The organism is Planktothrix serta PCC 8927 (assembly GCF_900010725.2).
GTDB classification, from domain to species: Bacteria; Cyanobacteriota; Cyanobacteriia; order Cyanobacteriales; family Microcoleaceae; genus Planktothrix; species Planktothrix serta.
In genome coordinates this window covers 298545-314676 of record NZ_LR734878.1, presented here as the reverse complement: position 1 = coordinate 314676, position 16132 = coordinate 298545, and the positions used below count along the sequence as shown (strand labels likewise).

The window sequence follows — 16132 nt, the reverse complement described above, 5'->3', positions numbered from 1 at the left end:
TTCAACTCGATGCACTGGTATAGAATTTTAAGGCAAATTGCCAAAATTTGGCGGAAATGATTAATAATCCTAGAGCTAATAATCCTGAACTCATCACCCAGGATATTTCAGTTCGTCCTAAAATTGATTCTGCTGGAATTGTGGTTAAAAAAGCGACGGGAACAATAAAGGTAAAAAAGAAACGATAAGCCATTGGATAAGCCACCATTGGATATCGTCCAGCTTCTAATAATCCTCGCAATACCTCAGTAACATTATAAATTTTAACAAACCAAATACTGGTTGCTCCCAGGATAAACCAGATACTATATAAACTCATGATTCCAAAGGAAAGAGGTAATAAACTGGCTAGATAATCTTTGGCTGTTAACCCTAGTTTATTCCCTTGATAGGCAATAATTGAACAGCCAAAAATTAGATCGGGTATTCCCCAAGGCGATATCATGCGAGTGGACAGCCAAAATTGACTACTAAGGGGTTTTAGTAAGACAAAATCTAAGGTTCCCTCTTGAACTTGGGTGACAATTCGGTTTAAGTTAGGAACTAATATTGTTGTTGAAAATCCTTGTAAAATTGTAAAAATTCCGAGAACAATTAAGACTTCTTCCCAACTCCATCCTTCAAAACTATAACCCGTTCTATAAAATAGAAATAAGCTAAAAATACTGCCAATTAAACTACCTAAACTGGTGATAGCAGAAATCAAAAAATTAATCCGATATTCCAGTTCGGCGGCGATCGCAGTTTCCCAAAATAAGGTTAAAATCTTAAAATAGCGTTGCATAATTCATCCAAAATTAACAATNCCAATTTCCCTTCTTGTAGAATTTCTTGATAGATGACTGAATTTCGCATAATATCACTCCTTAAAAGTCTTTTCACAGTATCTTTATTTAAAACTAAACCCGCCAAAATTGCTGAAGCAGCAACAAGATTACTTTGAACTTGTTGATCGGTAATTCCCTCAATTACTTCAGCAACTTGACTTAATATCATTGTCGGATCATCGGTCTGACTCAGTACCGCAAAGGGTAACAATCCTGTTACATTTAAAAACCGTTCAGGGGGTTGTTCCCAAAGACGAATTACCTCAAACTGATGAAACGTATTCTCCAGGCGAAAACTATTTTCTTGGACTAAAGGAGAATGAGTTCTACCCAGATAAATCACCACCTGACGCATGACTTTGTTAGTAAAACGGCGATAGACCCTTACTCGATAATCTAACATCCGAAAGGGGATTTTAGCATCGGGTTCGGTTTGAAATTCTGTGTGCAAGACCAGATCATCCGATTGTAGTAAGATCAAGGAATCAGCACGAATTGGTTCTAATGATAACTCTTGGGGACTCAACTCAGTTAATGCAACGGGAGAACCCAACAACCAACTCGCCAAATCTTCAGAAAAATTTTCTGCCAGAAACTTACAAATACTGTCAAACACCCCGGATTATTCCTCCCCAATCATCTGACCTATTCATTTTACATTGATCAATTATAATAAATTAAAGCACTCAAGAAGAAGATATTAGAACAGCTAAAACTTACTGGGAAGACTACAGGAGACGGTTTAATGCAACCTTTAACTAGAAATTATCAAGACTATTTAATTGAATCTCTCAAAGATCCATCTGAAGCCGCATTATATCTTTGGGCAATTTTACAAGAAAAAGATCCTGAACCTGAATTATTATTATCTGCCCTTCAAGATGTTGCAATGGCACTGGGACAAGAAAAAATGTCTCCAGAACAACTTCAAGAACATTTATCGCGTTTGAAAACAGTTCTCGACCAACCCGGAAGCCAAGGGATTTATAGTTTATCCAGTTGGCTGCAATCTTTAGGACTAACTTTAAGCATTATCGTTAATTCTGAACCGAATTCTACACTAGAATCTGTTGCTGAAACTGTAGAAGTTAAACTGTAGACTATTCAGAAATTGGGTTTCTTGAAGAAACCCGATTTCTCAACTCATTAGTTTTTTATTTCCCCTTTTAATAACCAAAATCCACTAAAAGTTATCCCAGAATCATCCGGTTGAACTAATAGAAAATGTAATCCCTTGGCTAACTGTTTTCTAACTGCAAAGATTTTAGCAGCTTCCGTAACTTCCGCATCTTCAAAGGTTGCCACAACCCACCGATCAACTAAGCCGGATTCTAAAATTAATCCATCGGGTGAACCTGTAATATAATTGCAAGAAAAAGGTTGAATTTCCGCTAACCATCTCGCCAACTGCATCGATTTTTTACCCCCATCAATCACAATCCCCGGAAGAGCTACCACAGAGGCTAACCCCAAATTAAACGGTAAAAATTGATCAGGCATTTGTAGAATAGGAATCGGACGATCTGCAAAAAATTCTTGCAAATTTCCCGCAGGAATGTTAGCAAATCGCCAGCGATCGCCCCATAAATTCTCTGGTAAAGGTAAAGGTGGCAGTTGTTCTAAATTTACAGGTTCATAAGGTTCACCTGTATAATATTCTAGCTCAGAATAGTGTTGAGAACGTTCATTTAACCACTGTTTTAATGCCACCGTATTTCGAGAAGGTTCGACGAAAATTCCTAATACTTTTCCTGCCAGTTCTAATAAACTTAAAGATTGCGGACGAAATACTTGAATCCGATCCGGTTTCTGCGTAACAATTGCTTGCTGCAACTGTTCAACTAACCAAGTCGAATTCGCTTGGGACTGAGGACACATCGCTATAAACTCAACCTTACGAGTCTGATCACAGACTAACAACTCCCAAAGAGGTTGTCCGCTTGTATCCTTCAGAGGACGACGATAAAAATCAGCTTGCCAAATTACCATAGACACAAAAAACCCTAATATTTGGGCTGAAAACTATTCTATAGCAGGGAACAGGGAACATCGGATCTGGGAACAGGTAAGAAAAGGCTTCACAGTCTGGATTTCAGTATTAATCTTTGTCCTAACCACCTTGACGGTTGCTATATATTTTCAATTCTAAGGTTAAGATTGATCAAATGAGGATTAACAGGTGTCAGATTCCCTCGCGCTTGGTTTTGGGGATCAGATTTCGGGTTATGATTCTGCCTGCTGTCTCCTGATAACAGGAGCATGATGTTAATTAATTAATTAATTGGGTTATAGAACTATGAATCCTGCATTGACACAATTTGGTGAACGGATGTCTCGTTTAACCGGGGTTCGTGCCATTATGAAAGATATTATTGAAACCTTAAGATCAGGAAAGGGAAAAGATTTTATTAATTTAAGTGCAGGAAATCCGGTAATTTTACCAGAAGTTGAACAATTATGGCGAGATTGTACTGCACAATTGCTATCAAGTCCTGAATATGGGGAAGTCGTTTGTCGGTATGGTTCTAGTCAGGGATATCAACCGTTTATTGATGTTATTGTTGAGGATTTTAACTCTCGTTATGGGTTAAATTTAACCGAACAAAATGTATTAATTACACCGGGAAGTCAATCAATTTATTTTTATGCTGCTAATGCTTTTGGCGGATATACCACCGAGGGCAAATTGAAAAAAATTGTTCTTCCTCTGAGTCCTGATTATACCGGATATGGGGGTGTGAGTTTAATTCCTGAAGCTGTTTTTGCCTATCAGCCCAGCCTCGATATTGATGAAGTCAATCATCATTTTAAATATCGTCCTGATTTCAGTCAATTAACCATTGATGAAACCACCGGATGTGTGGTTTTCTCCCGTCCCTGTAATCCCAGTGGCAATGTTTTAACCGAAGAAGAAGTTAAAAAAATTGCAGCGTTAGCAGAACCTTTTGAGGTTCCTGTCTTTATTGATTCTGCTTATGCTCCACCCTTTCCTGCCCTAAATTTTGCCGAGATGAAACCCATTTTTGGGGATAATATTATTCATTGTATTAGTTTATCAAAAGCAGGATTACCTGGAGAACGATTAGGGATTGCGATTGGGGATGAAGGCACAATTCAAGTATTAGAAGCCTTTCAAACCAATATGTGTATTCATTCCCCCCGTTATGGACAAGCGATCGCTGCGCGTGCTATTGGTTCTGGAGCGTTATCAGAAATTTCTACCGAGGTCATTCGTCCTTATTATCAACAGAAATTCACCGTTGTTGAAACCGCATTAAATCAGGCAATGCCTAACAATTTACCTTGGTTTTTACATCGGGGAGAAGGAGCAATTTTCGCTTGGATGTGGTTTAAAGATTTACCGATGACCGACTGGGAATTATATCAACAGTTAAAAGAAGTCGGAGTTATTGTTGTTCCCGGTAGTTCATTTTTTCCGGGTTTACAAGGAGAATGGAGTCATAAAAACCAATGTATTCGCATTAGTTTAACAGCAACAGATGAGGAAATTACAGAAGGCATGAAACGGTTGGCAACGGTGATTGAACAGGTTTATCAACATTCTATTGTTGGGGTTTAAATTATTCAATCCCTCCTGAGTAGCAGGGGGGATTATCTATATTCTGATCCGTTAATTAATTTTTATAATCTAGGAGGTAATGAAAAGTTGAGTAGAAGAAATGTAAATATAATACCATTTAGTCAGAGAGAAATGCAGAGCGCATGGAGAGAAAATAGGTCAGCTTATAATTTAGCACAAGTTAAAACTAATGCTCATAGGTTATTCTTATTTTACGCTGTTGAATGTGGTTTAAAGGCAATTTATATAAAAAGAAATCTAGGAGAATGTACTGATGATTGTCCCGATCTTTACCGTGACGGACATAACATCAATAAATTGTTAGATCTGCTGAATAATGGTAACGATTTAAAGTTACATAATATTATATGTATGTCAGATATAACAGACAAGCTAGATAATACTATATCAAGAAGATTAAAGCCAGGTCAAATTAATCAAATGTGGCGTTATGGTGGTAAACTAGAAAAGTGGGGTGATGAAAGCGAACAACAAAGCTCAACAGATGAAGATTTAGAAGGAAAGCTGTTAACAATCTGTGAATTTATTGAACAGGAGCTTAACCGATGAAATTCATGAGATTATTGACCTGGTTTGATGTGCAAAGGGTGATTCGTCGAGAAACAAGTTACGGGAGTCAATTACCTAATGGAGTTGTCAGAATTAATTGTTTTTCAGATGCTTTAGAGATTGGTATTATTAACGATGAGTATAAACCTGAAATTAATACTATTTTAAAAAAATGGTTTGGTGATTGGTATCAAGAGGAACAATTTATTATTCAGCTTGATATAGGTGATTCTACATTACCTGTAGAATTTAGTGTAGAAGATAATTTTTATGAAAAAAATATTGTTGTTCGTCCCTTTTGGGAAGAAATTGCTTATCTTGAAAGTGACCCCGAAGTAATAGCAGAAAGATCAAAATCAGTTCATCTTCCTGAAAAATATGAAACTCCTCCCGGTTTAATTGCATTCTATTCTTTTAAAGGTGGAGTGGGAAGAACTCTACACTTAGCTGCCCATCTTTTTGCCTTGTTAGAAAGAGCTAAAGAAATAGATAAAGCAATTACGATATTAGTCATTGATGCCGATTTAGAAGCTCCGGGTTTGACCTATTGGAATCGTGCTGAAAAACAACAACCTACTCTTTCATTTATTGATTTTTTAGAATCCTATCATTATTCTCCAATTGACCGAGAACAAACCCTTTCATTTTTAGCAAAAGAAATCAAAAAATCTTCTAAATCCGAAGGAAAGTCAACGGTATATTTCTTACCTGCTTGTCTCAATGATCATCAACTTTTAGATACACCCATTCTTCCTGAACAATTAGTCAGAACTTTAGATGGAACTTGGGAATGTGGAAATGCGCTGCATCGTTTAGGTCATGCTGTTGGTGCAGATTATATTTTTATTGATCTCAGAGCAGGTTTGAGTGAAATATCGAGTCCGATTATTTTTGATCCCCGAATTCAGCGTTTTATTATAACAACAATTACAGAACAATCAATAAGCGGTACAAGTTTAGTGCTTGAACAAATTGGTCGCGTAGCACCGCCAGAAAATAGTATAAATGATCAACAATATTATGATCCATCTTTAATCCTTACTATGCTCACGCCAGAACTCAAACAATTACCAGCTTTTGAGGATGCTTTGGTGAGATTTCAGTCTGCTTATATACAATCTGAAGAAGATAATTTATATTCGACAAGACTACAAATCAAAGAAACTTATTTTGCCCAGGAATTACTTTATATTAATAATTGGGAAGAAGCCCGATCAAAACTTAGACCAACTTCAGTCATGAAAGTGGCTTTTGAGTGGGCTAACGAACAGTTGTATGAGCAGGAAAATCAGAACTTAAATTCAGGAATGACTAATCAATCTGATCCCCTATCTGAAGTTCAGAAACTTATGCAAATCTGCGAGAAGTACGAATATGCTGAACAGGGTGAAGGGGAAGATTTATTAGTGACAGAACCCTTAAAAAATTTAGCAACTCAGTTTCAGGATGACTTACCCCGTGTTGTATCAATTGGTGCTAAAGGGGCGGGTAAAACCTTTAATTATATTCAGTTATCCCGCTTTAAATATTGGGAAAATTTTTTAAAAAAGATTGATCCGTCCCAACCATTAAGAACTTCACAAACTTATATTTTCCCTCTGTTGCAATCAGGAAAACTGAGTGACCAGGCAAAAAATATTATCAATGAAGCTAGAAATGAAGTTCAAATGGTGATTGGTGACCAGCAGAGCTTTCAATCTTCAGATTGTGTAGATAGAATCAAAAGAGCAATTTCTCATAACTCAGCTTGGAGTGAACCGGAATGGACAGAATTTTGGATTAAAGAGATGGCAAGAGTGATCGGGATTAATGTTGATCAAACCAGTTCTCTTAGTCTTTCTACAATCAATCATGAATTAAAAGATAAATCATTGAAAATCATTTTTCTATTTGATGGATTAGAAGATATTTTTTCTGATATTGCCGCTAATTCTCAACAAAAAATCGCGTTAAAATCTTTGATTGAAGATTTACCTAATAAGCTGTCTGAAATCAGACAATCTAATTTAGGCGTGATCATTTTCTTACGACGAGATTTCCTCCGTTATACGATTACTCAAAATTTAGGACAGTTTGAAAATCTTTACCGTTCTTATGATTTATTATGGGATCAAGATTCTTTTCTAAAGCTAGTTTTTTGGCTTTGCGCTCAATCAAAAATAATGGGTGCAGAGCAAATTAATATAGAAAGTTTGAGCCGAGAAGATTTGATAGACAAACTACAAGATTTATGGGGTAAAAGGTTGGGTTCTGATCACTCTAAAGAAGCCTATTCTTATGCTTGGATATTTGCTGCTTTAACAGATTTTAATGGCAGATTACAAGCCAGAGATATTGTTCGGTTTTTGTATAATGCGGCTAAAATTACAGTGGAACAATCCAACAATATTCAATTTGAAAAATGGTCTACTAGCCGACTTTTACCGCCCCAATCAATCCGTAAAGCTTTAAAACCTTGTAGTGAAAAGAAAGTAGAGGAAGCAAAAGAAGAATATCCAGAGTTTGAAAAATGGGTTGAGACACTACGACAATATTCTGTTGAACTACGCAGCATTCCTTTTGCTGTAGAAAAGTTTGATATGGAACCAACAACCGTTAGAATATTAGAGGACATGGGAGTGATTTATGAAGATAAAGAAAAAGAAGATATAGCTCGTTTTTATATGCCGGAAATCTTTCGAGAAGGGTTGGGTTTTTCCGGCAAAGGGGCGCGTCCCCGTGTGTTAGCTTTAAAGAGAAAAGTATTAGGACGGGGCATTGTCTAAAATATAGCATGATTAAATTAATTGAATTTGATATGTGACAGCAGTGCCAGTATCCTCGCTGGCGATTGCTGTATCTTAGAATTTGCGAAGATACCTATTTCCTCTTACCTTTTGCCAACGGTGAATTAACCATAAACTTCCCCAATAACTAATAATTGCACAAATAATTCCAACGGTGAATGATCCGACCAATAAAGCGATGATTAAATCCGTACCTAAATTGAGAATATTATCAAAGGATAATGATTGTTCTTCTTCCAAAGAAAGTGTGGGAAAACCCAATAACCATTGACCAATATGAAAATTAAACCAATAAATAGGAATAGCCGTGATCGGATTACTAATCCAAGTTCCAACGGCGGCTAATAATTTATGTCCTCGGAGTAGGGTCGCTAAACCAACCCCGAAAACAATTTGTAGACCAAAAAACGGAAACCAGCCTGTAAATACCCCGATCGCTAAACCTCTCGCTAAATATTCGGGTTTACCTTGGCGGTGGATAAAGCGACGATAAAAATACTTCCGCCACTGACGCCACCACCTTTGAAGGGATTTAGGTCGAGATACAGCGATTGTTTTTCGTTGTCGATGCAACTCCATCAATCGGAGCATAGAGGGTTTACCTCCTAATTCATTACTAATCTTTATCTTAGAGGTTTTTTCCGAAACTCTATGGGTTATATGAAATGCTTAAATGTTTGCTACCTACACATTCCTCGGTGTAGAGACGTTGCATGCAACGTCTCTACACCGGAGCTATGGGGGATCTGTAGCGTTTATAAAAAGTCAAAAATAAAAAATATTAAATTCACAAAATTTTCACAAGCTGAGTCTACATTTAAACATAAGACCTGGTATTAAAGATTAAGCCCGGTTTCCCCTTAATAAAACTTTACTTTAGAATAAAATTTCTAACCCTCCTATGAATACTTGTCCTTGCTGTTCCTCTCCCATGCTCCGTCATGCTCGCCAACATCAAGTGTATTGGTTTTGTCGTTCTTGTTGGGAAGAAATGCCCTTATTAGAAGTTCAAAATTCTCCGTTGACTGTTTTATCTCGCAAACAGACTGCGATCAATAGCCAGCCATCGGTTACTTTTTCATTCCTGCGTTAATCTATCCATATTACCTAAAAAACGGGTTTAAAGCGCCGTTGTTTGGTAACGGCTTTTTTTTTGAGTGATTGAATGTATGATCACAGAAGAAAATTTAATCGATAGACGAAGGAATGATCCGGTGAAAATTCTATGTGTAGAAGATGATCACAATTTAGCTAAACTCCTAAAAGTCACATTAGTTAAACATCATTATCAGGTTGATATTGCAACAGATGGATTGATGGGATGGAACTTTGCGGAAACTTTTAGCTACGATTTGATCTTACTGGATTTAATTTTACCCCAATTAGACGGTTTACAATTCTGTCAACAACTGCGGTCTAACTCCTGCTCTCCCTTGACTCCCAACTCTGATACTCCGGTACTGCTAATGACCGCCTTAGATACCGTGACCAATAAAGTGATTGGCTTAGATGCAGGAGCCGATGATTATATCATTAAACCCTTTGATTTAGATGAATTTTTAGCCCGAATTCGAGCTTTATTACGACGACATCAAGGCATTAGAACACCCCTATTAACCTGGGGTAAATTGTGTATGAATCCCAAGAGTTGTGAAGTTACCTATCAAAATAAACCGATTATATTAACAGCAAAAGAATATGAACTTTTAGAGATTTTTCTGCGAAACCCTCAGCAAATTTTTAGTGTTAATCGTTTATTAGATTGTTTGTGGAAATCCGATGAATTCCCCAGCGAGGGAACAGTCCGAGCGCATATTAAAGGGTTGCGAAAAAAACTCAAAGAACAGGGAGCCGAAGATATCATAGAAACTATTTATAAATTAGGCTATCGGTTAAGGTCAGAAACAGGGATTGAAACCGTACAGAAAACTAAATCCCACACCCCAACGCCAGAACAAAGGCTAGAAAGTTCGAGGGTTTTGCCTCAAATTGTGACACCTTTTTCCCTATCCTCTGAGATGTTACCTGAATTGTGGCCCGTGTGGCAAGAATCTCAACAAACCTATAGCGATCGCATCTCCCTAATTCAACAAGCGATCGCAGCCCTACGTCAAGGAACATTAACCCCAGAACAACAACACCAAGCTGAACGAGAAACCCATACTTTAATTGGATCATTAGGGTGTTTTGGATTAATGTCAGCCTCAGATTTATCCCGTCAAATTCAGCAGGTTTTGAAATCGGAAAAACCATTAAAATTATCCGACGCCGAACAACTCCAGACCCTAACAACGGCTTTGCAAAATACAATTGATCAGGTGACTCAACAGGTAAACCCGAAGACAGACCCCCAACCGCCCACCCTCAAACGCAGCAGGCTGTTAGTGGTGGATGATGATTTTCCCTTAGCTAAAATTATTGCTCTTGAAGCCACCACTTGGGGATATGAATCCCATATTGCTACGGATCTCCACCAAGCCGAGCAATTACTGAAGCAATATGATATTGATGGTATTGTCTTGGATCTCAATTTTCCCAATTCCACAGAAACCGGGTTAGATTTTCTGGCTAAAGTCCGATGTGAATATCCACAGATTTCAGTGGTGATGTTGACGGCTGAAGAAACCTTGATGAAACGGGTAGAGGCGGCGCGGTTGGGGAGTCCCTGCTTCTTGCAAAAACCGATTACTCCCCATCAAGTTTTGGTAGCGGTGTCCCAAGTGCTAGAACAAAAAAACACCCTACCGACTCGAATCTTAGTCGTCGATGATAATCAAATGCTACTGGAAGCATTAGAAAGTGTGTTAGATTCCGCAGGATACCATGTCACCTTGCTGAGTCAACCCCAACACTTTTGGGAAACCTTAGAACACACGACCCCAGATCTATTAATTCTGGATTTGGAATTATCCACGACCTGCTCCTTACCGAACACCAGAGAATCTAACCCCTTACCTGGGGTAACAGGTTGGGATTTGTGCCAAATTATTCGCCGTGATCCACGTTGGAATCGATTACCGATCGTGGTTTTATCCGGCTATACTGACGTTGAGACTGTTCAACGCAGTTTTGCAGCCGGAGCCGATGATGTCTTATCCAAACCCCTTGGGCCCAAGGAATTGCTCACCCGGATTTCAAGCCGACTCCAACAATGTCAACGCTGGGAAATGACGGAATTGGATGAGTTAACCGGAGTCAGTCTCCGTCGAAAAGCTCTACAGGATCTGACCTCGTTACTTCATTTAGCACAACGTCAACAACAATCCTTCAGTCTGGCAATATTAGATTTAGACCACTTCAAACGCATCAATGATCAGTATGGACATGATATTGGAGATCAGGTTTTGAATCATTTGGGCAAACTTCTGCGACAATCTTTAAGACCAGAAGACGTGGTAGGACGTTGGGGAGGTGAGGAATTTGTCATGGGGATGTATGGACTTACAAAAACAACTGCAATTAAACGCTTACAAGAAATTCTTAATGAGTTGAGTCAGTATCAATTTAAGGCTAAAAATGGAACCCCTTTTCAAGTTACTTTTAGTGGAGGAGTTGCTCAATTTCCTGATGATGGTAACGACATCCAAACCCTCTATCAATCGGCTGATACAGCCCTCTACCAAGCGAAAGCTCAGGGGCGAAGTCGGATTATCAGTCATCAATCGTAGGGGCGGGGTCATTGATGTTAACTTTAAGGCTAAAGGTAGGCTAGAAAACCGAAAGTTTGTTGATTTTTTTAAGCGTCCTAGATCCCCCCTAACCCCCCTTGGAAAGGGGGGAACAGGAGATCAAAGTTTTCCTTGAAAAGGAGGGAATTAGAGATCAAAGTTTCCCTTAGAAAGAGGGGAATTAGAGTTCAAAGTCCCCCTTTTTAAGGGGGATTTAGGGGGATCTAATCTGGGCTATAATCAGAAGTTTTCGGGTTAAGTTAACACTAATAGGGAGTTAACCTGCTCATACCCATTAACAAAAATAAAAACCGAAGGAGAGGGAGGGAAATGAATGATCACCTCAAGACTAAAGCCCAATTAATAGCTGAGTTAAACGTGTTACGGGCGCAGGTAAAAACCCTTCAGCAATTGGTAGAACAGGGGGAGCCGCCCGAAAAAAGCTGGTCAGCAAACCGCCAAAACTTAAAGGTTAATCGTCAATCTTTGCAGATTGTATTTATAGAGGATTCAGAAATTGATCGCAGTATTTACAAACGATTTCTTCAACAAAATCTTGAGTATACTTATAATATTATTGAATTTAATTTAGGTGAAGAAGCTTTAAGTTGGTGTCAAAAAAATCAGCCGGATATTCTGTTATTGGATTACAGTTTACCCGATATGGACGGGTTAGAATTTTTAAAAGAACTTCGTAAATATCGGGAAAAAACTCAGCTTCCTGTCCTAATTATGACCGCCCAGGGAAGTACAGAAATTGCTGTAGAATTAATTAAACAGGGCGCTCAAGATTATTTAGATAAAAGTGATATTACTGCCGATAGTTTAAATCGAGCGCTTAATTATGTGATTGAAAAAACACAATTGCTTCAGAAACAGGAATGGCAACAACAACGCCAACAACTGATCACGAAAACCGCTTTATCCATTCGTCAGTCCCTAAATTTAGCAGAAATTCTCCAGACCACCGTTACAGAAATTAGACAAATTCTGCAAAGCGATCGCGTAATTGTCTATCAATTTCAACCTGAGCGCTGTGGTATCGTCATCGAGGAATCTGTTTCTGATCCTGCCTTATCCATTCTAGGGCTGGCGATGCCTGAAGAACACTTTCCCCACACCTGGATAACACCCTATCAACAGGGACGGACACGGGTTATGCAGGATATTTACACCGATCCCGCCTTAAGCGACTGTCATCGAGAGTTTTTGGAACACTTGCACGTCCGCAGCAATCTCATCGTTCCCCTGCTATTCCAAGATCATCTTTGGGGGCTATTAATTGCCCATCACTGTACCGCTCCTCGATATTGGACAACTAATGAAGTGGACTTAATGAAAGAATTAGCCACTCAAGTTAGTATTGCCATTCAACAAGCCACCTTACTCGAACAACTACAAGCCGAATTATTAGAACGAACACAGGCAGAAATAGCCCTACGAGAAAGGGAAGAAACCCTGCGGCTATTTTTTAGCTATGCTCCAGTAGGAATTGCCATGCTGGATCGGAATTTGCATTATGTAATGGCGAGTCAACGCTGGGTTGATGATTATCAATTAGAGTCAATTGCATCAATTTTAGGGCGATCGCATTATGATATTTTTCCTGAAATTAGTGAACCTTGGAAACAAATCCATAAACGGTGTTTAGCAGGAGCGATTGAAAAATGTGATCAAGATCTATTCCTGCGTTCCGATGGTAGTGAACAATGGATACGCTGGGAAATTCGCCCTTGGTATAACAGCATGGGTGAAATTTGCGGAATTATTATTTTTTCTGAAGATATTACCGAACGCAAACAACTGGAAAAAAATCTACAAACCAGTGAAGAACGGTTTCGCCTCACCCTAGAATTAACCAGTATTGGATCTTGGGATTGGGATTTACAAAAGAATCAATTAACCTGTAATGACAATCAATTACGGTTATGGGGAATACCCCCCGGAAGTCAACCTCCTAATGAACAAACCTGGAAAACTTTAGTTCATCCTGATGATATTCCAATTATAGAACAAAGTATCCAAAACACCCTACAAAATCGCGCTTTGTACAATGTCGAATATCGGATTTATTGGCCCGATGGGAGTTGCCATTGGATGTTAGGAAAAGGGCATCTGATCCTTGATGCTAAGGGTCAACCGATCCGAATATTAGGAATTACCTTAGAAATTACGGAGCGTAAACAAGCAGAAATCGTTCTACAAAACCTGAATACAGAACTAGAAGCACGAGTTCAAGAACGCACAGAAAAACTAACTCAAGTTAACAGTCGTTTGCAAGAAGAACTGTTTAAACGAGAAATTATTGAACAAGAACTCAGACAACGGGAACAACAGCTTAAGTGTTTTTTTGATGCGGCATCTGTTGCCCATATTGGGTTAGGAATTCATGATGATCAGTTACGCTTTATCCAAATTAATCAAGCCTTGGCTGACATGAATGGTTATTCGATAGAAGCTCATCTAAATCATTCGATTTTTGAACTCCTCCCAGACATGGCTTACCAAATTTTGCCCCTATTACAAAGGGTACAAGCCACAGGAGAAGCCGTATCTAATTTAGAAATAGCAATGGCTTTACCTCAACAACCTGAAGTTATGCGTTATTGGTTAGTGTCTTGTTTTCCAATTCCAGGAATAGCTAGAAATCGGAATGCTGTTGGTAAAATTATTGTGGAAATTAGCGATCGCAAACGCATTGAAATAGAACGAGAGAAACTGATTGATATTTTAGAAGTGACTTCTGATATTGTGGGTACGGCTGAAGTCAATACACTGCGAATGGAGTATCTGAATTTATCCGGTCGTCGAATGTTGGGACTATCTGAACAGACAGCAATTCATCAAATTCCGATCTCTAATTTTCACCCTGAATGGGCTTTAGAAATCATTCGAGATCAGGGAATTCCCACTGCTATTCGAGAGGGAATTTGGATGGGAGAAACGGCTATTTTAAGGACAGACGGAGAAGAAGTTCCGATTTCTCAAGTCTTAATTGCTCATACTTTTGGGACAGGTCAAATCCAATCCATTTCTACAATTAGCCGTGATATTACCCTACAAAAACAGACAGAAGCCAACTTGCGAGAATCGAATCGACGTTGGCAATCTCTTCTGGATAATGTGCAGTTAATTGTTGTGGGTTTGAATGATCAAGGTCAAATTGAATATGTTAATTCTTTCTTTCTGAAACTGACGGGATATGCGGAAGCGGATGTGTTAGGAAAGTTTTGGTTTGATCAGTTTATTCCTAAAAGTCAAAACTTGGAAGTCAAGAAGACATTCAAAGAGATCATAGCCAATCATTTCCATTCCCATTACCAAAATTCTATTATTACTCAATCGGGAGAGGAACGGATGATCGCCTGGAATAATACGTTATTACAGGATGTTGATGGCAATGCTATTGGTACAATTAGTATTGGAGAAGATATCACCGAACGCTATCAACTCGAACGAATGAAGGCTGAATTTATCTCGATTGTCAGTCATGAATTACGAACTCCTCTGACTTCAATGCAAGCGGGTTTGAGTTTACTTCATAGCAATATTATTACACCGACTTCGGCGGAAGGAAAAATTACCCTTGATATTGTTATGACTGGGGTAAATCGGTTAGTCCGTTTGGTGAATGATATTTTGGACTTAGAGCGTTTGGAATCGGGCAAAATTCGTTTGGAAATTTGCCCCTGTGATGTTACGATTTTAATCGAGACTGCTATGGCTCAAATGCAAGAGCAAGCCAATCAAGGCGAAATAGTCCTTGAAAGTCATGCTCAACCCTTTGAGATTGATGCCGATCCTGATCGGTTGTTGCAAGTGCTAATCAATCTTCTCAGTAATGCCATTAAATTCTCACCCAATGGTTCTAGAATTTGGCTTTCGGTAGAACTTCATCACTCTCCTTCCCCCCAAGAAACCAAGCTGAGAAGCACCTCAGAGTCCCTATTATTTACCATCCGAGATCAAGGACGAGGAATTCCTAGGGAAAATCTGGAAAACATTTTTGAACGGTTTCAACAAGTCGATGCTTCTGATTCGCGTGAAAAAGGCGGAACAGGTTTAGGATTAGCAATTTGTCGGAGCATTATTCAACAACATGGTGGACAGATTTGGGCTGAAAGTTGTGTTGGAGAAGGCAGTACATTTTATTTTATTATTCCGATGAGACATGAAGCGAATTTTAGTAATTGATGATGATTGGGCAATTGGTCAAATTGTGCAGATTTCTTTAAAAGCAATTGCAGGTTGGGAAGTGATTGTTGCTACATCGGGTCAGGATGGAATTGACAAAGCTTTGATAGAACATCCCGATGCCATTCTATTAGATATGATGATGCCGGGAATGGATGGGGTAACGACTTTAAAAGTTATGCGATCGCATTCTGTTTTTGAATCTCTGCCGATTATTTTATTAACCGCAAAAGCTCAGATACACGAGAAACAACAATTTAGTGAACTTCCGATTAATGGGATGATTACTAAACCTTTCACCGCCCCAGATTTAGTTAAACAGATGCGATCGCTTTTGAATTGGAATGAATAAAGGATTAAATATTTAAACCAAAATCAATTGATCGGAATCTATTAATAACTGCTGAGATTGTCTGCGAGATTTTAGGGAATTCTGTCGGATTATATAGGACTACGCATTACAGTTAGGAGAGTTCTAAATCCTGAAACTCATTCCCTTGTTCCCTG

11 protein-coding genes and 1 pseudogene are annotated in these 16132 nt (G+C 38.7%); 8 read left to right on the top strand and 4 right to left on the bottom strand.

The window, feature by feature from the left end; translation table 11 throughout:
- Position 1: 1 nt before the first annotated feature.
- Both PL8927_RS20895 and PL8927_RS20890 read right to left on the bottom strand, forming a co-directional pair.
- Entirely contained in the window at positions 2-784 is a 783-nt protein-coding gene (locus tag PL8927_RS20895) for an ABC transporter permease (protein WP_083625370.1), read from the bottom strand.
- 32 nt (positions 785-816) lie between these two features.
- Positions 817-1443, bottom strand: a pseudogene (locus tag PL8927_RS20890) (Rpn family recombination-promoting nuclease/putative transposase); the annotation flags it as partial.
- A gap of 129 nt (positions 1444-1572) precedes the next feature.
- On the opposite strand from PL8927_RS20890, the gene PL8927_RS20885 reads away from it, so the two are divergent.
- Positions 1573-1926 (top strand): helix-turn-helix domain-containing transcriptional regulator, encoded by a 354-nt coding sequence (locus PL8927_RS20885; RefSeq protein ID WP_083625368.1) that lies wholly within the window; start codon positions 1573-1575, stop codon positions 1924-1926.
- A gap of 47 nt (positions 1927-1973) precedes the next feature.
- Here the strand turns inward: PL8927_RS20885 and PL8927_RS20880 are convergent, their stop codons facing one another.
- Complete coding sequence (locus tag PL8927_RS20880; protein WP_083625367.1) at positions 1974-2816, bottom strand: Tab2/Atab2 family RNA-binding protein; 843 nt, start codon at positions 2814-2816, stop codon at positions 1974-1976.
- Positions 2817-3123: 307 nt separating this feature from the next.
- Between PL8927_RS20880 and PL8927_RS20875 the strand changes: the two genes are divergently transcribed.
- From PL8927_RS20875 to PL8927_RS20865, 3 genes are all read left to right on the top strand, one after another.
- Positions 3124-4407, top strand: a complete 1284-nt coding sequence (locus tag PL8927_RS20875; protein WP_083625366.1) for a valine--pyruvate transaminase — start codon at positions 3124-3126, stop codon at positions 4405-4407.
- Between the two features lie 87 nt (positions 4408-4494).
- A complete protein-coding gene (locus PL8927_RS20870; protein ID WP_197047502.1) occupies positions 4495-4977 on the top strand; it encodes a hypothetical protein in 483 nt (160 codons plus the stop codon).
- On the top strand, positions 4974-7742 hold the full coding sequence (locus PL8927_RS20865) for a ParA family protein (RefSeq protein ID WP_083625364.1): 2769 nt from the start codon (positions 4974-4976) through the stop codon (positions 7740-7742). Before PL8927_RS20870 ends, PL8927_RS20865 begins: the two co-directional genes overlap by 4 nt.
- Positions 7743-7817: 75 nt before the next feature.
- Here PL8927_RS20865 and PL8927_RS20860 read toward each other — a convergent pair whose 3' ends face one another.
- Positions 7818-8354 (bottom strand): DUF2062 domain-containing protein, encoded by a 537-nt coding sequence (locus PL8927_RS20860; protein WP_156093267.1) that lies wholly within the window; start codon positions 8352-8354, stop codon positions 7818-7820.
- A gap of 310 nt (positions 8355-8664) precedes the next feature.
- On the opposite strand from PL8927_RS20860, the gene PL8927_RS20855 reads away from it, so the two are divergent.
- From PL8927_RS20855 to PL8927_RS20840, 4 genes are all read left to right on the top strand, one after another.
- Entirely contained in the window at positions 8665-8856 is a 192-nt protein-coding gene (locus tag PL8927_RS20855) for a hypothetical protein (RefSeq protein WP_083625362.1), read from the top strand.
- Between the two features lie 76 nt (positions 8857-8932).
- The gene (locus PL8927_RS20850) at positions 8933-11431 is read left to right on the top strand and encodes a response regulator (protein WP_231506087.1); all 2499 of its coding nucleotides are present in this window, start codon (positions 8933-8935) and stop codon (positions 11429-11431) included.
- A 330-nt stretch (positions 11432-11761) separates the two neighbouring features.
- A complete protein-coding gene (locus tag PL8927_RS20845; RefSeq protein ID WP_083625361.1) occupies positions 11762-15625 on the top strand; it encodes a PAS domain S-box protein in 3864 nt (1287 codons plus the stop codon).
- Positions 15603-15977, top strand: a complete 375-nt coding sequence (locus tag PL8927_RS20840) for a response regulator (protein ID WP_083625360.1) — start codon at positions 15603-15605, stop codon at positions 15975-15977. The genes PL8927_RS20845 and PL8927_RS20840 overlap by 23 nt, the downstream gene beginning before the upstream one ends.
- Positions 15978-16132 lie beyond the last annotated feature (155 nt).

Coding starts and splice junctions, on each gene's coding strand:
- PL8927_RS20845 (WP_083625361.1), top strand. CDS start 11,762: ATGAATGATCACCTCAAGACTAAAGCCCAATTAATAGCTGAGTTAAAC.
- PL8927_RS20865 (WP_083625364.1), top strand. CDS start 4,974: ATGAAATTCATGAGATTATTGACCTGGTTTGATGTGCAAAGGGTGATT.
- PL8927_RS20855 (WP_083625362.1), top strand. CDS start 8,665: ATGAATACTTGTCCTTGCTGTTCCTCTCCCATGCTCCGTCATGCTCGC.
- PL8927_RS20885 (WP_083625368.1), top strand. CDS start 1,573: ATGCAACCTTTAACTAGAAATTATCAAGACTATTTAATTGAATCTCTC.
- PL8927_RS20880 (WP_083625367.1), bottom strand. CDS start 2,816: ATGGTAATTTGGCAAGCTGATTTTTATCGTCGTCCTCTGAAGGATACA.
- PL8927_RS20875 (WP_083625366.1), top strand. CDS start 3,124: ATGAATCCTGCATTGACACAATTTGGTGAACGGATGTCTCGTTTAACC.
- PL8927_RS20860 (WP_156093267.1), bottom strand. CDS start 8,354: ATGCTCCGATTGATGGAGTTGCATCGACAACGAAAAACAATCGCTGTA.
- PL8927_RS20850 (WP_231506087.1), top strand. CDS start 8,933: ATGATCACAGAAGAAAATTTAATCGATAGACGAAGGAATGATCCGGTG.
- PL8927_RS20840 (WP_083625360.1), top strand. CDS start 15,603: ATGAAGCGAATTTTAGTAATTGATGATGATTGGGCAATTGGTCAAATT.
- PL8927_RS20895 (WP_083625370.1), bottom strand. CDS start 784: ATGCAACGCTATTTTAAGATTTTAACCTTATTTTGGGAAACTGCGATC.